At 64.8% G+C, this 19851-nt stretch carries 17 protein-coding genes and 1 pseudogene; 1 reads left to right on the forward strand and 17 read right to left on the reverse strand.

From position 1 onward, the window contains the following. Positions 1-47 precede the first annotated feature (47 nt). From hflC to ndk, 13 genes and pseudogenes are all read right to left on the reverse strand, one after another. Positions 48-953, reverse strand: coding sequence for a protease modulator HflC (gene hflC / locus HV798_RS10415; RefSeq protein WP_025135226.1), 906 nt, complete (start codon positions 951-953; stop codon positions 48-50). A gap of 18 nt (positions 954-971) precedes the next feature. Beyond that, positions 972-2276 carry an FtsH protease activity modulator HflK gene (hflK, locus tag HV798_RS10420; RefSeq protein WP_025135225.1) on the reverse strand — a complete coding sequence of 435 codons (1305 nt, stop codon included), beginning with the start codon at positions 2274-2276 and terminating at the stop codon, positions 972-974. Further along, positions 2242-3351 (reverse strand): annotated as a pseudogene (hflX, locus tag HV798_RS10425) (GTPase HflX); the annotation flags it as partial. The gene hflK and the pseudogene hflX, both read right to left, overlap by 35 nt. A gap of 81 nt (positions 3352-3432) precedes the next feature. After that, positions 3433-3669 (reverse strand): RNA chaperone Hfq, encoded by a 237-nt coding sequence (gene hfq / locus HV798_RS10430; RefSeq protein WP_006218585.1) that lies wholly within the window; start codon positions 3667-3669, stop codon positions 3433-3435. A gap of 161 nt (positions 3670-3830) precedes the next feature. Next, on the reverse strand, positions 3831-4898 hold the full coding sequence (gene hisC, locus HV798_RS10435) for a histidinol-phosphate transaminase (protein ID WP_175192631.1): 1068 nt from the start codon (positions 4896-4898) through the stop codon (positions 3831-3833). A gap of 3 nt (positions 4899-4901) precedes the next feature. Further along, positions 4902-6254, reverse strand: a complete 1353-nt coding sequence (der, locus tag HV798_RS10440) for a ribosome biogenesis GTPase Der (RefSeq protein WP_025135222.1) — start codon at positions 6252-6254, stop codon at positions 4902-4904. Positions 6255-6279: 25 nt separating this feature from the next. Continuing rightward, positions 6280-7437: an outer membrane protein assembly factor BamB gene (bamB, locus tag HV798_RS10445; protein WP_175192632.1), complete on the reverse strand. Its 1158-nt coding sequence runs from the start codon at positions 7435-7437 to the stop codon at positions 6280-6282. Between the two features lie 5 nt (positions 7438-7442). Next, entirely contained in the window at positions 7443-8081 is a 639-nt protein-coding gene (locus tag HV798_RS10450; protein ID WP_025135220.1) for a YfgM family protein, read from the reverse strand. 2 nt (positions 8082-8083) lie between these two features. Further along, positions 8084-9370, reverse strand: a complete 1287-nt coding sequence (gene hisS, locus HV798_RS10455) for a histidine--tRNA ligase (protein ID WP_175192633.1) — start codon at positions 9368-9370, stop codon at positions 8084-8086. 54 nt (positions 9371-9424) lie between these two features. Beyond that, a complete protein-coding gene (ispG, locus tag HV798_RS10460; RefSeq protein WP_025135218.1) occupies positions 9425-10711 on the reverse strand; it encodes a flavodoxin-dependent (E)-4-hydroxy-3-methylbut-2-enyl-diphosphate synthase in 1287 nt (428 codons plus the stop codon). A 15-nt stretch (positions 10712-10726) separates the two neighbouring features. After that, positions 10727-11230, reverse strand: coding sequence for a helix-turn-helix domain-containing protein (locus HV798_RS10465; protein WP_025135217.1), 504 nt, complete (start codon positions 11228-11230; stop codon positions 10727-10729). After that, positions 11227-12381, reverse strand: a complete 1155-nt coding sequence (gene rlmN, locus HV798_RS10470; RefSeq protein WP_175192634.1) for a dual-specificity RNA methyltransferase RlmN — start codon at positions 12379-12381, stop codon at positions 11227-11229. Before rlmN ends, HV798_RS10465 begins: the two co-directional genes overlap by 4 nt. Positions 12382-12422: 41 nt before the next feature. Next, entirely contained in the window at positions 12423-12848 is a 426-nt protein-coding gene (ndk, locus tag HV798_RS10475; RefSeq protein WP_006393972.1) for a nucleoside-diphosphate kinase, read from the reverse strand. 368 nt (positions 12849-13216) lie between these two features. Here ndk and HV798_RS10480 point away from each other — a divergent pair, with 368 nt between their 5' ends. After that, positions 13217-16111, forward strand: a complete 2895-nt coding sequence (locus HV798_RS10480; protein ID WP_175192635.1) for a valine--tRNA ligase — start codon at positions 13217-13219, stop codon at positions 16109-16111. A 105-nt stretch (positions 16112-16216) separates the two neighbouring features. On the opposite strand, the gene HV798_RS10485 is transcribed toward HV798_RS10480, so the two are convergent. From HV798_RS10485 to HV798_RS10500, 4 genes are all read right to left on the reverse strand, one after another. Then, entirely contained in the window at positions 16217-17506 is a 1290-nt protein-coding gene (locus HV798_RS10485; protein WP_175192636.1) for an NAD(P)/FAD-dependent oxidoreductase, read from the reverse strand. A 9-nt stretch (positions 17507-17515) separates the two neighbouring features. Next, the gene (locus HV798_RS10490) at positions 17516-18247 is read right to left on the reverse strand and encodes an amino acid ABC transporter ATP-binding protein (protein WP_175192637.1); all 732 of its coding nucleotides are present in this window, start codon (positions 18245-18247) and stop codon (positions 17516-17518) included. Next, positions 18244-18897, reverse strand: coding sequence for an amino acid ABC transporter permease (locus HV798_RS10495; protein WP_025135212.1), 654 nt, complete (start codon positions 18895-18897; stop codon positions 18244-18246). The genes HV798_RS10490 and HV798_RS10495 overlap by 4 nt, the downstream gene beginning before the upstream one ends. 115 nt (positions 18898-19012) lie before the next feature. Next, positions 19013-19765, reverse strand: coding sequence for an ABC transporter substrate-binding protein (locus HV798_RS10500; protein WP_175192638.1), 753 nt, complete (start codon positions 19763-19765; stop codon positions 19013-19015). Positions 19766-19851: the final 86 nt, after the last annotated feature.

Below are 19851 nucleotides of genomic sequence, written 5' to 3' on the forward strand. Positions count from 1 at the left end.
CCCTTGGCTGACCAAGGGGCTTTTGCGTTGCCGCGGGCGGTAAAGCCTTATTTCGCGGCGGGCACGGTGACCGGCGCCAGGGCCTGGCCAGCCGGGTCCTTCATGAACTGGAAGAAGCTGGAGCTGGGGTCGACCACCAGCACGTCACCCGGCTTCGAGAACGAAGCGCGGTAGGCTTCCAGGCTCTTGTAGTACGTGTAGAACTGCGGGTTCTTGCCATAGGCCTGCGCATAGATCGCGGCGGCGGCGGCGTCGCCCTCACCCATGATGCCCTGGGCCTTGGCATAGGCCTGGGCCACGATCACTTCGCGTTGGCGGTCGGCCTCGGCGCGGATCTTCTCGCCCTCGGCGGCACCGATGGAACGCAGTTCGTTGGCGACGCGCGTACGCTCCGCTTCCATACGGCGGTACACCGATTCCGAGATCTCGGGTGCGAACTCGATGCGGCGCAGGCGCACGTCGACGATCTGCACACCCAACGGCTCGGCGCGCTTGGCGACGTTGGTCAGGATTTCGGCCATGATCTTGTCGCGTTCGGTCGACACCACGTCGCGCACGGTGCGCACGTTGACCGAGGCGTTCAAGGCATCGCGGATCTGAGCTTGCAGGCGCTCTTGCGCCGCACGCTCGTTGCCGCCGAAGGTCACGTAGTACAGGCGGGGGTCCGCGATGCGCCACTTGACGTACGAGTCGATCAGCAGGTTCTTCTTTTCGGAAGTCTGGATACGCTCGGCTTCGTTGGTTTCGATGGTGAGGATGCGCTTGTCCAGCGTCACCACGTTCTGGAACGGCGGCGGCGCCTTGAAGTACAGGCCGGGTTCATTGATGACCTTGCGCACTTCACCCAGCGAGAACACCAGGGCGTAGTCGCGCTCGCGCACCACGAACACGCAGGAAGAAAGGGCGGCCAGCACGATGAGCAGGCCGACCAGGATAGGCATAAGACGTTGCATGATCAGGACTCCTCCGGGTTAGCGCGACGTACGGTCGCGGGGCAGCGCGTTGCTATTGCTGCTGCCGGAAGGCTGGGGCACCGGCACCGCATTGCCACGCAGAGGCGGCTGGACGGGCGGGCTGATCAATGCAGGCGAACCGGGGTTGCCTACCGCGGACTTGCTGGCGTCTTGAGCCGCCAGATGCATGATCTTGTCCAAGGGCAGATACAGCATGTTGTTGTTGCTCTTGGTGTCGACCATGACCTTGCTGGCACGCGTGAAGATGTCCTGCATGCTCTCCAGGTACATGCGCTGGCGCATGACCACGGGTGACTTCTCGTATTCGCCCAGGATACTGGTGAAGCGCGACGTATTACCTTGCGCATCGCCCACGACCTTGGCCTTGTAGCCTTCGGCCTGTTCGGTCATGCGCGAGGCCTGACCGCTGGCCAGCGGCACGACCTGGTTGGCGTAGGCCTGGCCTTCGTTGATCTGGCGCTCGCGATCCTGGCCCGCCTTGACGGCGTCGTCGAACGCGGCTTGCACCTGTTCGGGCGGCTGCACGTTCTGGATGGCGACCGTGCTGACCTGCACACCGGTCTGGTAGCGGTCGAGAATCTGCTGCATCAGCGTCTGGACCTGCGAAGCAACGGTCGTACGGCCTTCGTACAGGACGAAGTCCATGGACTGCTTGCCGACCACTTCGCGCATGGCGGTTTCAGACGCCTGGCGCACGGAGTCGTCCGGGTCGCGGGTCATGAAGAGGTAGTCGGGTGCGCCATCCGCACGCAGGCGATACTGCACGACGAACTGCATGTCGACGATGTTCTCGTCCGTCGTGAGCATCAGCGCTTCAGGCAAGACCTTGTTGCGCGAACCGCCACGGAAACCGACTTCGAACGTGCGCAGCTGCGACACGTTGACCATTTCGTGGCTTTGGATGGGATACGGCAGGCGCCATTGGAAACCGGCCTGCGACGTGCTCTTGTACTTGCCGAACTGGGTGACGACGGCGACCTGGCCTTCCTGGACGATATAGAAGCCACTGGCCGCCCAGATGCCGACCGCGACCAGGGCGATCACTCCCAGTCCGATGCGTGCGCCACGCGGCGAAGGCGGCGTCATGCCGCCCCGATTGCCGCCCGGGCGATTGTTGCCGCCCCCGCCTTTACGGCCGAATAACGATCCGATGCGATTATTGAAATCGCGCCAGACCTCATCGAGGTCTGGAGGACCGTCTCCGTTGCCTTGAGGCCGCTTGGGCGGCGGCTCGGAGCCATTGTTGTTTCCACGACCCCAACCGGGGTCATTCAGATTGAAGAGTTTGATAATTCGAGGCATTGTTTCCCACAATCTGTCCGGTCTCCGCCATTGCCCCGCGCAACGCGTCCAGACCGGCGCGCTCGGTGGCGCTTACAAATACTCGCGCAATCGTACCATGGGCGTCGCGCTCCACTCGGGGTTCCAAACCGGCCCGGTCGATCTTGTTGTATACCAGAATGGTCGGAACGTTGGCAGCGCCGATTTCAGCCAGGACTTTATTGACCTCGAAAATCTGCTCGTCGCGCTGCGGACTGGCCGCGTCGACCACGTGCAGCAGCAGGTCGGCATGCACGGTTTCTTCCAGGGTGGCGCGGAAAGCGGCGATCAGGTCGTGAGGCAGGTCGCGGATGAACCCCACGGTATCCGATACGACGACGTTGCCCGCCCCTTCGATCCAGATGCGGCGCGTGGTGGTGTCCAGCGTGGCGAACAACTGGTCCGCCGCATAGGTGTCGGCCCGGGTCAGCGCATTGAACAGGGTCGACTTGCCCGCGTTGGTGTAGCCCACCAGCGACACGGACAAGGCGCCGCCACGTGCGCGCGCGCGCCGTTGCGTGACCCGTTGGCGTTCGACCCGGTCCAGGCGCTCGCGCAGCGTCTTGACCTTGGCGCCGATCATGCGGCGGTCCATTTCGAGCTGGGATTCGCCGGGGCCGCGCATGCCGATGCCGCCCCGCTGGCGTTCCAGGTGGCTCCACATGCGCGTCAGGCGCGTGGACAAGTGCTGCAATTGCGCCAGTTCGACCTGCAGCTTGCCTTCGTGGCTCTTGGCGCGCAGCGCGAAGATATCGAGGATGAGCGCGACGCGATCCACCACGCGCAGGTTGAACAGGCGTTCCAGGTTGCGCTGCTGGGCGGGCGACAGGGGCTGATCGAACAGCACGATATCGGCGAGCAGCGCTTGGGCCATGCCGACGCCTTCGTCGGCCTTGCCGGAACCGATGAAGAACTTGGCGTCGGGGCGGTCGCGGCGGGCGGTCAGGGTGCCGACGATTTCGGCGCCCGCCCCCTTCGCCAGCATGGCGAATTCCTCGGCGTGGGCCGTGAAGTCGGGATCACCGAGATCCACGCTGATAATCAGTGCGCGCATACATGCACCATATTGGAGCCAAAGCGAAAATGCCCGCCGACGTCGACCGTCCGGCGGGCAATAAAAGGTACTTCAGGAGCGAGATTACTCAGCAGGGACTTCCACCTGGAAATTCACGGCGCGGGCGGGAACAACGGTGGAAATGGCGTGCTTGTAGACCATTTGCGTGACCGTGTTACGCAGCAGCACCACGTACTGGTCGAAAGATTCGATTTGCCCTTGAAGCTTGATGCCGTTCACCAGGTAGATCGACACCGGCACATGATCTTTGCGCAGGGTGTTCAGGAACGGATCTTGCAGAGTTTGCCCTTTATTGCTCATTGGCCAGGCTCCATTTGTTTGTTATTGAGTGGTGGCGCGCCGTGTACTGGTGGAGCACGCCGAAACATGTACTCTACAGGGTTTTCCCGGCCCGTGCCACTTGTGTCGAAAGCGAAGATGACACCAGAGTTTTCCGCCGGAAAAGCCTTGCTGGCCGTGGTTTAGACGACCTCGGAGAGCGCCTTCAGAAGCAGTTCGCACTGCTCATCGGTGCCCACTGTAATACGTAGAAACTGGTCTATGCGTGGCTGCCGGAAATGGCGCACGATGATGCTGCGTGCGCGTAGCCCGGCGGCCAGTTCCGCGGCGTCCCGGGATGCGTGCCGCGCGAACACGAAGTTCGCGCTCGACGGCAGCACCTCGAAGCCCAGCGATACCAGACCCGCCGCCATCCGTGCGCGAGTCTGGATCACGGCCTGGCGGGTTTGCTCAAAATACTCTGTATCCTCAAGCGCCGCCACCGCCCCGGCCGAAGCCAGGCGATCCACGGGGTAGGAATTGAAGCTGTTCTTGACCCGCTCCAGTCCATCGATGAGCTCGGGGCTGCCCACGGCGAAGCCTACCCGCAGGCCGGCCAGCGAGCGCGACTTGGACAGCGTCTGGACCACCAGCAGGTTGTCGTAGCGCGCGGTCAGGCCAATGACGGACTCGGCGCCGAAATCGACATAGGCCTCGTCCACCACCACCACGGCGTCCGGGTTGCCGGCCACGATGCGTTCGATTTCCGCGACCGTCAACGCTCGACCCGTGGGGGCATTGGGGTTGGGGAAAATGATGGCGCCTGCCTGACCATGGCGCGCCGGCAGGTAGTCTTCGACGTCGATACGGAAATCGTCCGTCAGGGGCAAGGTCTCGTAGGCAATACCGTACAAGCCGCAATAGACGGGATAGAAGCTGTAGCTGATGTCGGGAAAACGCAGCGGACGCTCGTGCTTGAGCAGCGCCAGGAAGGCATGGGCCAGCACTTCGTCCGAACCATTGCCGACGAACACGCGGGACGGTTCCACGCCGACCGTGGTCGCGATCGCCTGGCGCAGGCGATCGGAAGACGGGTCCGGATACAGCTTGAGAGTGTCGTCGCTTGCCGCGCGGATCGCCTCGAGCACCTTGGGCGACGGCCCGTAAGGATGCTCATTGGTGTTCAGCTTGACCAGGTTCTGAAGCTTGGGCTGCTCGCCCGGAACATACGGACTGAGCGTCCCGACCACGGGACTCCAGAAACGGCTCATGGGTCAGTCTTCCTGCGCGTAGGGGTTGTGCGAGGATTTGAATTCAATGCGCAGGGGCGTGCCGGCCAGATCGAACGCATTGCGGAAACGGGTTTCCAGGTAGCGGCGATAGGAATCCGGAATGGCGTCCAGCGCGTTGCCGTGGATGACGACCAGCGGCGGGTTCTGACCGCCCTGGTGCGCATAGCGCATCTTGGGACGGAAGATGCCCTTGCGGGGCGGCTGCTGCTGCTCGATGGCGGCCTGAAGCTCGCGCGTGAGCTTGGGCGTGGACAGCTTGGCAAACGCGGCCGCGTGGGCCGAATTGATCGACTTCAGCAGCGGCTTGATGCCCTGCCCGCGCAACGCCGAAATGGTGTGCACGCGAGCAAACGACAGGAAGCGCAGCTTGCGCTGGAATTCGCGCTCGATGCGTTCTTTTTCTTCGCCGTCCAGGCCGTCCCATTTGTTGACGGCGACCACCACCGCGCGGCCGGTTTCCAGCACGAAGCCCGCGATGTGGGCGTCTTGCTCGGAAATCTCGGTTTGCGCGTCCAGCATGAGCAGCACGACGTTGCTGGCCTCGATGGCCTGCAGCGTCTTGATGACCGAGAACTTCTCGACGGCTTCGAACACCTTGCCGCGCTTGCGCAGACCGGCGGTGTCGATCAGCGTGTAGCGGCGGCCATCGCGGTCGAAATCGATTTCGATGGCATCGCGGGTGGTGCCGGGCATGTCGAACGCAATGACGCGCTCTTCGCCCATCAGGGTGTTGATGAGCGTGGACTTGCCGACGTTGGGGCGGCCCACGATGGCCAGCTTGATACGGTGATCGTGCTCGCCCTCTTCGGCGACTTCTTCTTCGGCGGGCGGTTCGGCCAGATCCTTGAGCGCGAGCTCGATCAGGTCGACGATGCCGTCGCCGTGCGCGGCCGAGATGGGATAGGGTTGCCCCAGGCCCAGCTCGTGGAACTCGGAGATGGCCGGGCCCAGGCCCATGCCTTCGGCCTTGTTCACCGCCAACAGCACGCGCTGCTGGCCGGATTTGCGCAGCAAGGTCGCGATTTCGTGGTCGTGGGCGTTCAGGCCCGCGCGGGCGTCCACCAGGAACACCACCACATCCGCCTCGGCGATGGCCTGCCGGGTCTGGCGAGCCATTTCCAGCAGGATGCCGTCTTTGGCGACGGGTTCGAAACCGCCCGTGTCGATGGCGATGAACGGGATATCGCCCACCCTGCCCTCGCCATAGTGGCGATCGCGGGTCAGGCCGGAAAAATCGGCCACCAGCGCGGCGCGCGATCGCGTCAGGCGGTTGAAAAGGGTCGATTTACCCACATTGGGGCGACCGACCAGGGCAACGACAGGCTTGAAGGACACGGTGTAAGGCTTTGTTTTTTAGGGTTTAGTTGGTACCGATCAGGACGAGATTGCCATTGCCCGTCTGGACCAGCACACCTTGGGGAGTCGTCTGGGGCGGCGACACGACGGCGCCGCCGCCAACCGACAGGCGCGCCATCAGGCTGCCGTCGCTGCGCGACAGGAAATGCACATAGCCGTCCAGGTCGCCGACTGCCAGCGCGCCGCCCAACACGGCAGGCGCCGTCAGTTGGCGGTTTTTCAGCGCAGCCTGCTTCCAGACGTTGCCGCCGTTATCCAGCGCGAAGGCGTTGACCACGCTGTTCTGGTCGGCCGAGTAGGCAAAGCGCTCGTCCAGGGTCATGCCGGAGACGCTGGAGAAATCCTTGGCCCAGATCGGACGGCCGCCAGCCGTGACGTCAAAGCACACGATACGCCCTTGGTAGGCCACCGCGCAAAGCAGGTTGCCGGCAATGCGGGGCGCGCCGACCACGTCGGTCAGGCGTTCGAGGTCGCTGGCGCCGCGCGGGGTGGCCACGGTGCCTTCCCATTGGACGTTACCACTATCCGAGGCGATGGCCATCAGCTTGCCGCCCGGCAGGCCGGTGATGACCAGGCCTTCGGCCAGGACCATCTGCGCGACGCTGCGCAGGGCCAGAGCCGGGCCGGGGCGCTGGACGCTCCAGAGGCGCTCGCCGTTATTGGCGTCGAAGGCCTGGATGCGATAGTCGCCGCTGCGCACGACGACGATGCCATAACCCACCACCGGCGAGATATTGACGTCGCTGGTGGCGCGGACCTTCCATTTGACCTTGCCGGTGTCGTCGAAAGCGACCACGTCGCCGTCGGGCGAAGCCACGGCGGTGGTGGTGCCGTCGCTGCCGGCGCCGGCGGTGAGCTTGACGCCTGCCTGGGCCTTCCAGATGGGGCGGCCGCTTTGCAGGTCAAACTTGCCGACCGAGCCGTCGGGCGTGGCGGCGTAGATCGCGCTGCCCAGCACGGTGGGCGCAAAGCCCAGGCCGGAACCGCTGCCAATGGATGTGGACCAGACCTGGCGCACGGACATGCCGGCCTTGTATTCGGTCAGCGGAGCGGGGTCGTAGCGGCCGTCGTCATGGGAAAACAGGCCGCAGCCACCCAGGGCCAGCAGGCCCGTCAGGCAAACCGCGCCACGCCACGTACGGCCAAAGGCAAATTTACGCATTACAGTCAGGCTCCGCTCAGGGCATCCAGTTTCAGTTGCACAACCTGGGTCAGCGGATTTGCCGTACCCAGGCCATCGATGGCGCTTTGCCATGCGGCACGCGCTTCATCGCGCTTGCCTTGCGCAGCGAGAATATCGCCGCGGCGGTCGGCAAACAAGGCCGCGAAGGCCGCCGGGGCGTTGTTCAACTGCGCCAGGGCGCCATCGTATTGCTTCTGGTCGAGCAGCAGGCCCGCCAGGCGCAGGCGCGCCACGGCCTGCATGGCTGGGTTCTTGGCCTGCCCTGCCAGCCACTCAAGCTGCTGGCGCGCGCCGTCGAGGTCTTTCTGGGCTTGCAGCGCCTGGGCCGCCACCAGGGCGCCGCGGGCGGCGTAACCGGTGGAACCGTATTGGTCACGCAAGGTCGCCGCAGCCGCCTTGATTCGCACGGACGAATCGGCGCCGCCCAGGCGGGCAGCATCTTCCAGGGCTTCGAAGTAGCCCATGGCCTGGTTCGCGCGGTGCGATTGATAGGCCTTCCAGCCCCACCAGCCGCCCCACGCCACCACCACGGCCGTCAGCAGCGACACCATCAAGGTGCCGTAACGAGCCCACCATGCCTTGATGGCGTCGAGTTTTTCCTGTTCTTCGAGATCGTATGCCATGCCTAACCCTTGTGATTCAATACTTCGGCCAAGGCCGCCAACGGGACTTGCTGCTGCGCGGCGTCGCCTTGGGTGTCGGCGCGCAGGAATTTGACGCTGGCGGTCTGCGAGGCCACTTCATCGGCGCCAAGGATAACCGCAACCCGGGCGCCACTGGCGTCCGCGCGCTTGAATTGGGACTTGAAGCTGGCCGAGCCGGCGTGCACGACCACCGACAGACCGGCATCGCGCAGGTCTTCACCAACCCGGGCGGCCAGGCGCTGGGCGTCTTCACCCTGGTGCACCACATAGACGTCGCATTCGGCCGGGGCTTCGACTTGCACGCTCTGTTCCCAGAGATCAAGCAGGCGCTCCATGCCGATGGCGAAACCGACGGCGGGCGCAGCCTTGCCGCCCAGCAGTTCGATCAGGCCGTCGTAGCGGCCGCCGCCGCAGACCGTGCCCTGGGAGCCCAGGCGGTCGGTGACCCATTCGAAGACGGTCAGGTTGTAGTAGTCGAGACCGCGCACCAGGCGCGGGTTCAGGCGGTATTCGATGCCGGCGTCGGTCAGGCGCTGGCAGACGCCGTCGAAGTGCGCGCGGGATTCCTCGCCCAGGAAGTCGAACAGGCGCGGCGCGCTGTCGGCCATTTCCTGCATGGCGGGATTTTTCGTGTCCAGCACGCGCAGCGGATTCGTATACAGGCGGCGCTTGCCGTCTTCGTCGAGGATGTCGCTGTGCTTTTCCAGGTGGGCGATCAAGGCGGCGCGGTGCGCGGCGCGCTCGGCCGGCTGCCCCAGCGAATTGAGTTCGAGGCGCACGTCGGTCAGGCCCAGCAGCTTCCACAGGCGGGCCAGCATGACGATGAGTTCGGCATCGACATCAGGGCCGGCGAAACCCAGGGCTTCGACGTCGATCTGGTGAAACTGGCGGTAGCGGCCGCGCTGCGGGCGCTCGTGGCGGAACACGGGGCCGATGGAGTAGACGCGCTGCGGGCGGTCGTACAGCATGTTGTGCTCGATCGAGGCGCGCACGATGCCGGCCGTCATTTCAGGCCGCATGGTGAGCGATTCGCCGTTGAGCGCATCGGTGAACGTGTACATCTCTTTTTCGACGATGTCCGTCACTTCGCCGATGCCGCGCGTGAACAGGCGCGTATGCTCAAGCACGGGCGTACGCACATTGCGATAGCCGTAGCCGCGCAGCCAGCCGCGCACGATTTCCTCGAATTGCTCCCAGCGGGCGCTGGGCCCGGGCAGCACGTCATTCATGCCGCGGATGGCGGCGACTTTCTGGAAAGCTTGAGTCATCTTGATCATGCCGCATCACGCGCTGGCAAGCGCGCTGGCGGCGACACCCTTTCTTTAATGAGAGGCGAGCGCGCCGTAGCGACGCGCGACGTAGTCTTCAACGATGGCCTGGAATTCTTCGGCGATATGGTCGCCCTTCAGGGTGACCGTGCGCTCGCCGTCGACGAATACCGGCGCGGCTGGCACCTCGCCGGTGCCCGGCAGGCTGATGCCGATGTCCGCGTGGCGGCTTTCGCCAGGCCCGTTGACCACACAGCCCATGACCGCGACGTTCATGCTTTCGACGCCGGGGTATTGCGCCCGCCATACCGGCATCTGCCGGCGCAGGTAGGACTGGATGCTGTCGGCCAGTTCCTGGAAGAATGTGCTGCTGGTGCGGCCGCAACCGGGGCAGGCCACCACCATGGGCGTGAACGCACGCAGGCCCATGGTCTGCAGGATTTCCTGGGCCACCACGGCTTCGCGGCTGCGGTCGCCGCCGGGTTCAGGCGTGAGCGAGATGCGGATGGTATCGCCGATGCCCTGCTGCAGCAGCACGGCCAGCGCGGCGGTGGACGCCACGATGCCCTTGCTGCCCATGCCGGCTTCGGTCAGGCCCAGGTGCAGCGGGTAGTCGCAGCGCGCCGACAGGTCGCGATAGACCGCGATCAGGTCCTGCACGTGGCTGACCTTGCAGGACAGGATGATGGCGTCGCGGCGCAGGCCGAGTTCTTCGGCGCGCTGGGCGTTGCTGATGGCGGACACGACCAGCGCGTCGCGCATGACGGCCTGCGCTTCCCAGGGCTGGGCGCGCAGGTTGTTCTCGTCCATCTTGCGGGCCATCAGCTCATGATCGAGGCTGCCCCAGTTGACGCCGATGCGCACCGGTTTGTCGTAGCGGCAAGCCACTTCGATCATCTGGGCGAAATTGTCGTCACGACGCTTGCCCCCGCCCATGTTGCCCGGGTTGATGCGGTACTTGGACAGCGCCTGCGCGCATTCCGGAAACTGCGTCAGGAGCTTATGGCCGTTGTAATGGAAGTCGCCGACCAGGGGCACGTTGACGCCCATGCGGTCGAGCTGTTCGCGGATGGCCACGACTTCCTTGGCCGCCTCGGGGGTATTGACCGTGATGCGCACCAGCTCGGAGCCGGCCAGCGCCAGTTCCTTGACCTGGATCGCCGTGGCGATCGCGTCGGCGGTGTCGGTGTTGGTCATGGACTGGACCACGACGGGCGCATCGCCGCCCACCATGACCGTACGGTCGCCCCACTTGACCGCCACCGCACGCGTGTGTCGGCGGGAAGCCGCGCCCACGGAGGGCGGCGGCGCATCCTGGCAAGGCAGAGAGGAATCTTGCATCGGCGGAACCGGTAATTACTTGGACAGCTTGGGAAGCCAGTCGAACGCGAGCCAGTGCTGCGGCAGCCAGCCCTGCCAGAAGGCATAGGCGACGCCGGCGGCAAGCACCAGCACGATGGCGATCAGCCAGCCCCACGACGTGGACGACGAGCGGTCGTCGTCGGCGCTGGACTGGGGAATGGAATGCGCGGAATGCAGCGCGCCCGGGCTGAGCTTGACGGGGCCGGTGGCGCGGGCCTTGGGGTCCAGCGAATCCACGATGGCCTGGGCATCGGCGCCCAGCAGGCGGGCGTAGTTGCGGATCAGGCCGCGCAGCGAAACGCCGGTGGGCAGATCGGCCCACTGCTCGTTTTCAAGGGCCTCGATCTGCTTGGTGGAAAACTTGATGCGGCTGGACACTTCGTCGAGCGACCAACCCTTGGACTGGCGCAGCGTACGCAGCGCCGAACCCACATTGCCCGAGCCGCTTGCGGCGCCCGTGGACGTCTCTGAAACTGCAGAAGCGAAATCCTGCGTCATGCATGCACCTGTTTAATTGGTATGGTCTGGCGCTGCGCGGCGTTCCGTTCAGTGATTCGGGTACGGTCGCGCACTTCTCCCGCCAGTTGACCACAAGCGGCATCGATATCGTCACCCCGGGTCTTGCGTACGGTCGTGATGATGCCGGCGTCCATCAGACGCTGGGCAAACACCTTGACGCGTGCCGAAGACGAGCGCTTCAGGCCGGACGCGGGGAAGGGATTGAACGGGATCAGATTGAGCTTGCAGCGAATCTGGCGTGCAATGTGTATCAGTTCTTTGGCGTGCTGGTCGGTATCGTTGATGCCGTCCAGCATGCAGTATTCGAAAGTGATGAAGTCGCGCGGGGCGTACGCCAGATAGCGTTCGCACGCGGCCAGCAGCTCCTTCAGGGGGTATTTCTTGTTCAGCGGCACGAGCTCGTCGCGCAGCGCGTCGTTGGGCGCGTGCAGCGATACGGCCAGTGCCACCGGACAGTCTTGCGAGAGGCGGTCCATCATGGGGACCACGCCCGAGGTGGACACCGTGACACGGCGGCGCGACAGGCCATAGGCGTTGTCGTCGAGCATCAGGCGCAGGGCCGGCAGGACCTGGTCGTAGTTGAGCAAGGGTTCGCCCATGCCCATCATGACCACGTTGCTGATGACGCGGGTGTCTTCGGTGGCGCGGGCGCCTTCAAGGCGCGCCGTGCCGATGTCGGCTTCGAGCACGCGCTTGGCCCACCACAGCTGGCCGATGATTTCGCTGGTCTTCAGGTTGCGGTTGAAGCCCTGGTGCCCGGTCGAGCAGAAGCGGCAATTGACCACGCAGCCGGCCTGGCTGGAAATGCACAGGGTGCCTCGGTCGTCTTCGGGGATGAAGACGGTTTCGATGGCATTGCCCTGTCCCACGTCGAACAGCCACTTGCGCGTGCCGTCGGTCGAGCGCTGCTCGATATTGACGGGCAAGGCCTCGATGCGGCAATTCGATGCGAGCTGGCCGCGGAAGTCGCGAGCCAGGTCGGTCATGGCGTCGAACGAATCGGCGCCGCGCTGGTGCATCCAGCGCTGCAGCTGACGGGCGCGAAACGGCTTGCCGCCCCACTGCCCGACGAGTTCGGACAGGGCGGAGCCGTCCAGCCCCAGCAGATTGATTCGTTCGACGGATTCCATGACCTGGGTAACGCTAAATATCTAAAACGTATTCCGGGAAATCAACGGCTGTGGATGTTGATTTCGGGGAAGAAGAAAGCCACTTCGACGGCGGCCGTTTCCGGAGCGTCGGAGCCGTGCACGGCGTTGGCGTCGATGCTGTCGGCGAAGTCAGCGCGGATGGTGCCCGGGGCGGCCTTCTTGGGGTCCGTGGCGCCCATCAGGTCGCGGTTCTTCAGGATGGCGTCTTCGCCTTCCAGCACTTGCACGAACACGGGACCGGAGATCATGAAGTCGACCAGGTCCTTGAAGAAGGGGCGCTCTTTGTGCACGGCGTAGAAACGCTCGGCGTCGGCGCGCGACAGCTGGGCCAGGCGGGCGGCGATGACCTTCAGGCCGGCTTGCTCGAAGCGGCCGACGATCTGGCCGATGACGTTCTTGGCGACGGCGTCGGGCTTGATGATCGAGAGGGTACGTTGGATGGACATGAGAACTCCGAAAACTGATTGCTGACTGGTTTCTATGATTGCCTGGTGCGGCCTGCGCTTGTTGGTGTCACCCTTCAAGGCGCATCGCGCTGTGGGCGCGAGAAGCGGTTCGGAACAAATGCTTGCCCCGGACCGGCCCGGCCGCCTGTGACGATGACCCAGGCGGGGATTCGACACTGCCTACCCTTTGAGCCTCTGACTTTGAGCCCCCCAAATTTTTGGCGAAACTTCAATGAATTCAGGGACTTCTAAAAGGTTTACAGTAACCCGGTATTCTAACACGCCGATACGACCGCATTACATCTTAAAATGAGCGGTTTGCTTGCCCGTATCCATCGACCGGGCGCCCTGTCTGCCGGAACCCTGTAATGACCCAAGCCGCTCCCCCGAACGCCGCGAATCCCGCGAACGACTCCCAGGAACTCTCCAAGAGCTTCGAACCCGCCGAACTTGAATCCCGCTGGTATGACGAGTGGGACAAGCGCGGGTATTTCGCTGCCGGTTCGCACGTAAAAACGGGGACGGAATCAAAGCCCTACGCCATCCAGTTCCCGCCGCCCAATGTGACGGGCACCCTGCACATGGGCCACGCGTTCAACCAGACCATCATGGATGGTCTGATCCGCTACCACCGCATGCTGGGCGACGACACCGTATTCATTCCGGGGACGGACCACGCCGGCATCGCCACGCAGATCGTGGTTGAAAGACAGCTGGACGCCCAGAAGGTTTCGCGCCACGACCTGGGCCGCGAGAAATTCGTGGAAAAAGTCTGGGAATGGAAGGAAAAATCGGGCAGCACGATCACCGACCAGGTGCGCCGCCTGGGCGCGTCGGCCGACTGGCCGCGCGAATACTTCACCATGGATGACCGCATGTCGCGCGGCGTGGTGGAAACGTTCGTCCGCCTGCATAAACAGGGACTGATCTACCGCGGCAAGCGCCTGGTCAACTGGGACCCCAAGCTGCTGACCGCCGTGTCCGACCTGGAAGTGCTGTCGGAAGAAACCGACGGCCACATGTGGCACATCCTCTACCCCTTCGTCGACGGCCCGCAGACCATCGTCGACAAGGACGGCCAGACGGTGACGCTGCGCGGCATGACCATCGCCACCACCCGCCCCGAGACCATGCTGGCCGACGGCGCGCTGTGCGTGCACCCCGAAGACCCGCGCTACAAGCATCTGGTGGGCAAGCAGGTCGAACTGCCGCTGTGCGACCGCAACATCCCCATCATCGCCGACGACTTCGTCGACCCTGAATTCGGCACGGGCTGCGTGAAGATCACCGGCGCGCACGACTTCAACGACTACGCCTGCGCGATGCGCCACGATCTGCCGTTGATCGTCATCTTCACGCTGGATGCGCACATCAACGAAAACGGCCCCAAGCAGTTCCAGGGCATGGAACGCTACGAGGCCCGCAAAGCCGTCGTGGCCCAGCTGGAAGCCGAGGGCTACCTGGTCAAGGTCGAGCCGCACAAGATGATGCAGCCCAAGGGCGACCGCACCGGCGTCGTGCTCGAACCCATGCTGACCGACCAATGGTTCGTGGCCATGAGCAAGCCGGCCCCCGAAGGCACGCTGAACCCGGGCAAGAGCATCACCGAAGTGGCGCTGGAAGTCGTGGCCGACGGCCGCATCCAGTTCTACCCGGACAACTGGACCACGATCTACAACCAGTGGCTGAACAACATCCAGGACTGGTGCATCTCGCGCCAACTGTGGTGGGGCCATCAGATTCCCGCCTGGTACTCGGAAGACGGCCAGGTGTTCGTGGCGCACGACCAGGCCGAAGCCGAAGCACAGGCGCGCGCTGCCGGCGTGACCGGCGCGCTCACGCGCGACCCGGACGTGCTGGACACCTGGTTCTCGTCGGGCCTGGTGCCCTTCACCACCCTGGGCTGGCCCGACAAGACGGCCGACCTGGAACGCTACCTGCCGTCCAGCGTGCTGGTCACGGGCTTTGACATCATCTTCTTCTGGGTGGCGCGCATGGTCATGCTGACCACGCACCTGACCGGCCAGATTCCGTTCAAGCACGTCTACATGCACGGCCTGATCCGCGACGCAGACGGCCAGAAGATGAGCAAGTCCAAGGGCAACACGCTCGACCCGATCGACCTGATCGACGGCATCGACCTGGACGGCCTGGTGGCCAAGCGTACCTACGGCCTGATGAACCCCAAGCAGGCGGGCAGCATTGAAAAGGCCACGCGCCGCCAATACCCGGACGGCATCCCGGCCTTTGGCACCGATGCACTGCGCTTCACCATGGCCGCCTACGCGACCCTGGGCCGCAACATCAACTTCGACCTGAAGCGCTGCGAGGGCTACCGGAACTTCTGCAACAAGCTCTGGAACGCCACCCGCTTCGTGCTGATGAACACCGAAGGCCATGACCTCACCGGCACGGAAACCGGCGAACTGTCGTTCGTGGACCGCTGGATCGTCAGCCAGCTGCAGGCCCTGGAAGCCGACGTGGCACGCGGCTTTGCCGACTACCGCTTCGACAACATCGCCAACGCGCTGTACCGCTACATCTGGGACGAATACTGCGACTGGTACCTGGAGCTGGCCAAGGTCCAGATCCAGACCGGCACGCCGGCCCAGCAGCTGGGCACGCGCCGCACGCTGATCCGCGTTCTGGAAGGCGTGCTGCGCCTGGCCCACCCCATCATTCCGTTCATCACCGAAGAACTGTGGCAGAAGGTCTCGGTCGTGGCCGGCAAGCGCAAGGAAGGCGTCGCCGACAGCGTCAGCGTCCAGCCCTACCCGCAGGCCAACCCTGCCGCCGTGGACACCGCCGCCGAAGCCGATGTGGCCGAACTGAAGGCCCAGGTCGAAGCGGTGCGCGCGCTGCGCGGCGAAATGAACCTGTCGCCCGCCCAGAAGGTGCCGCTGTGCGCCCAGGGCGATGCGCCCACGCTGACGCGTAACGCACCCTACCTGGCCGCGCTGGCCAAGCTGAGCCAGGTCGACGTGCTGGACGCCCTGCCCGATGCCGGCGCGCCGGTGCAGGTGGTGGGCGCCAGCCGCCTGATGCTGCACGTCGAGATCGACGTGGCGGCCGAACGCATCCGCCTGGACAAGGAAATTGCGCGCCTGGAAGGCGAGATCGCCAAGGCCAACGCCAAGCTGTCCAACGCCAGCTTCGTCGAACGCGCCCCCGCGGCCGTGGTCGAACAGGAAAAGGCCCGCGTCGCGCAATTCGGTGAAACGCTGCAGAAGGTGCGCGAGCAGCGCGGCAAGCTGGGCAACTGATGCCTGGCGGGCGCCACGCCTGATGCACACCGAAGCCCCGGACCCGGTCCGGGGCTTTTTTTCGTCCATCGAAGCCGGCGCTGAATCCGCCTTGCGATCACCGCGCTAGACGCCGCCGTCGGTCATTCGATACCAGGTCACCACGGCATTCACGTACAACCTGCGCAAGCCGTAAAGCGGAAACGGCGTCACGGGCGACAGCGGCACCGGCAGCGCCTTCGCATCGCCGCTGACCAGGTATTGCGCCATCGCGCGGCCCATGCTGGTCTGCAGGCCCACGCCACGCCCCTGGCAGCCGATATCCACCAACAAGCCGGGTTCGGGCTCGTGCAGGTGCGGCAGGTAGTCCCGGGTGATGGCAACCCGGCCGCACCAGCGGTACTCGAACGGCGTGCCCGCCACCTGCGGGAACATCTTCACCATCACCCGCTCCAGGTGCGCCCAGTCCTCAGGGCCCTTGGGTTCACGGAAAGGCCCGCGCCCGCCCATCAGCAGCCGCCCCTGGTGATCCAGCCGGAAGTACAGCAGCAGATTGCGGGTATCCGACGTGACATGGCCTTCCGGGAAGATGCCCGCACGCAGGCGTTCGGGCAGCTGCGTGGTGGCGACCTGGAAGGTATTGGCGTCGATGATCGAGGGCTTCAGGCCCGGCAGCAGGTCGGCGCCGTAGGCGTTGGTGCACATCACCACGCGGTCGGCGATGACGGTCGCGCCGCCCGCCGTGGTGGCGGTCCATTTGCCGCCCTCGCGGCGCAGGCCGGCAACGGGCGTATCGGTGTGGATCACAACGCCGGCATTCAAGGCTGCCCGGGCCAGGCCGCGCGCGTAGCTCAGGGGCTGGATGGCGCCTGCGCGCCGGTCGACCCAGCCGCCCAGATAGCGGTCGGTGCCGATCAGGCGCGAGACCTCGGCCTTGTCCAGCGGCTGCGCATCGGCGCCGTGGCGGGCCCACTGCGCCGCGCGGGCATGTGCCAATTCCAGCGCCGCGGCGTTGTGCGCCCCCTGGATCCAGCCCTGGCGCACATGCGGCACGTCCATCGCATGGCGCTCGATCAGATTGAAGACCGAATCCGCAGTGGCGCCGGCAAAGCGCACCAGGCGTTCGCCGGCCTCGGCGCCAAACATGGCAACCAGCGCATCCGGATCGTATTTCAGCCCCGGGATGACCTGGCCGCCGTTGCGGCCCGAACCGCCGAAACCGATTTCGCGCGCCTCCAGCAAGACCGTACGAACGCCCTGCTCGGCCAGGTGCAACGCGGTACTCAAGCCGGCATACCCGCCCCCGACGACCAACACGTCGGCCTGGGTCGACTGCGTCAGCGGCTGGGTATCGGGCGGCGGCGCGGCCGTGGCGGCCCAGAGCGACGGGGACAGGGGAAACGGCGTCTGCGACATGGCGGTTCCTTACATGGGATGCAGCACGCGGCGCAGGAAGTCCTGCGTGCGAGGGTGCTGCGGATGATTCAGCACTTCACGGGCGGCGCCCTGCTCCACGATCACGCCGCCGTCAAAGAACATGACGCGGTCCGCGACTTCGCGGGCGAAACTCATCTCGTGCGTCACGACCACCATCGTCATGCCCGCCTCGGCCAGCTTGCGCATCACGCCCAGCACATCGCCCACCAGTTCCGGGTCCAGCGCCGAGGTCGGCTCGTCGAACAGGATGGCCTTGGGCCGCATGGCCAGCGCCCGCGCGATCGCCACGCGCTGCTGCTGGCCGCCGGAGAGCTGCGGCGGATGGGCATCGGCCTTGTCGGCCAGCCCGACGCTGGCCAGCAGCTCGCGCCCCCATTCCAGCGCCTGCGCGCGCGGTTCGTTCTTCACGTAGATCGGCCCTTCCACCACGTTTTCCAGCGCGGTGCGGTGGGGAAACAGGTTGAAGCGCTGGAACACCATCGCCACCTGCGTGCGGATCGAGACGATGGACGCGGCGTCGCAGTCCACCCGCTCACCATCCACCGTGATGCTGCCGGCGTTGTAGCGTTCCAGGCCGTTGATGCAGCGCAGGATGGTGGACTTGCCCGAGCCAGACGGCCCGATGACGCACACGACCTCGCCCTTGGTGACTTCGGCATCGATGCCCTTGAGCACTTCCAGCGAACCGAAGCTCTTGCGCACTCCCTTGAGTTCGATCATTTGGCGGCGCTCCTTTTTTCCAGGTGCCGCACCAGCAGGATCAGCGGCACGCACATCACCAGGTACATCAACGCCACCAGCGAAAACACCGTGGCGTTCTTGAAAGTGGACACCGCGATCAGCTTGCCTTGCAGGGCCAGTTCGGCGACCGTGATGGTGGACGCCTGCGACGAGTCCTTGAGCATCATGATCATGATGTTGCCGTAAGGCGGCAGCACGATCTTGACCGCCTGCGGCAGCACCACGCGGCGCATGGTCAGGCTCCAGCTCATGCCCATGGCCATGGCGGCTTCGATCTGGCCGCGGTCGATGGCCTCGATGCCGGCGCGGAAGTTCTCGGCCTGGTAGGCCGAATACGCCACGCCCAGGCCGATGATGGCGGCCTGCACGGCCGTCAGCGACACCCCCATGTCCGGCATGACGAAGTAGATGTAGAACAGCAGCACGATGATCGGGATGCCGCGCAGCAGGTTGATCACGCCGGCACTGAACTTGGCCAGGTATTTGTTGCCCGAGACGCGCATCAGCGCCCACACCAGCCCCAGCACCGTGGACAAGGCCAGCGAGCCCAGCGTCACCAAAATGGTGAGCTTGGCGCCTTGCAGCAATATCGGCAGGTATTCCGCCGCGTCCTTGAAGAATTCCGTCATGCCTCATCACCCCAACAAGACTGCGCTTGCGAGCGCCGGCCATGGCAGGCCCGCCCGCGCGCACGCTGCACGCAGGTCGGGCGCATGCCCAGGCGGCCCCGCCCTCACCCCGGCGTCAGGCGCCCAGGCCCCACTTTTTCAGGATGCGGTCGATGGAGCCGTCCGCCTTCAGCTTGGTCAGCGCCTTGTTGATGCGGTCCAGCAAGGCTGTGTCGTCCTTGCGCGTGGCCAGCCCAAGGCTGCCCATGACGGTGGGCTGGTAGGACTGCGCCATTTTCAGGTTGGGATAGTTGCCCTGGGTCAGGATGTAGGCGGCGATGGGGAAGTCCATGAAGCCACCCTGGATGCGGCCAGCATTGGCATCGCGCATCATGTCCGGCGGATTGTCGTAGAGCTTCACTTCCTTGAACACGCCGCTTTTCTGGATGGGTTCGACAAAGGCCGTGCCCACCTGCACGCCCACCGTCATGCCCTGCATGTCGGCAAAGGACTTGTATTCCTTGTTGTCGGTCTTGAGCACCATCAACCCTTCGCCGTAGCGATATACGGGTTCGGAAAAGCTCACGACCTGCTGGCGCTGCGGCGTGATGAACATGGCCGCCGAGACGATGTCGATGCGCTTGGACGTGAGCGAGCCGATCAGCGCGGAAAACGCCATGGGTTCGATCTGCACCTCGAAGCCGGCCTCTTTGCCAACCGCTTTCACGATGTCGACCATCACGCCTTCGATGCTGTTGGTCTTGGTATCGAGAAACGTGAACGGGCTGCCGGTGGGCGTGGACCCCACCTTCACCACCGTTTGGGCCTGCACGCCCGCGGCCGTGGACAATGCTGCAAATACAGAGACAACCAGAGTCTTGAATTTCATGACATTTCCTCATCGTGGCAAAGAGTTCCGGGCGCTGCCCGGAAGGCGGATGATCCCCAGTGTCATCGCGCCGCTTTACTGCCCGC

Source organism: Achromobacter deleyi, from assembly GCF_902859705.1.
Taxonomy (GTDB): domain Bacteria; phylum Pseudomonadota; class Gammaproteobacteria; order Burkholderiales; family Burkholderiaceae_B; genus Achromobacter; species Achromobacter deleyi.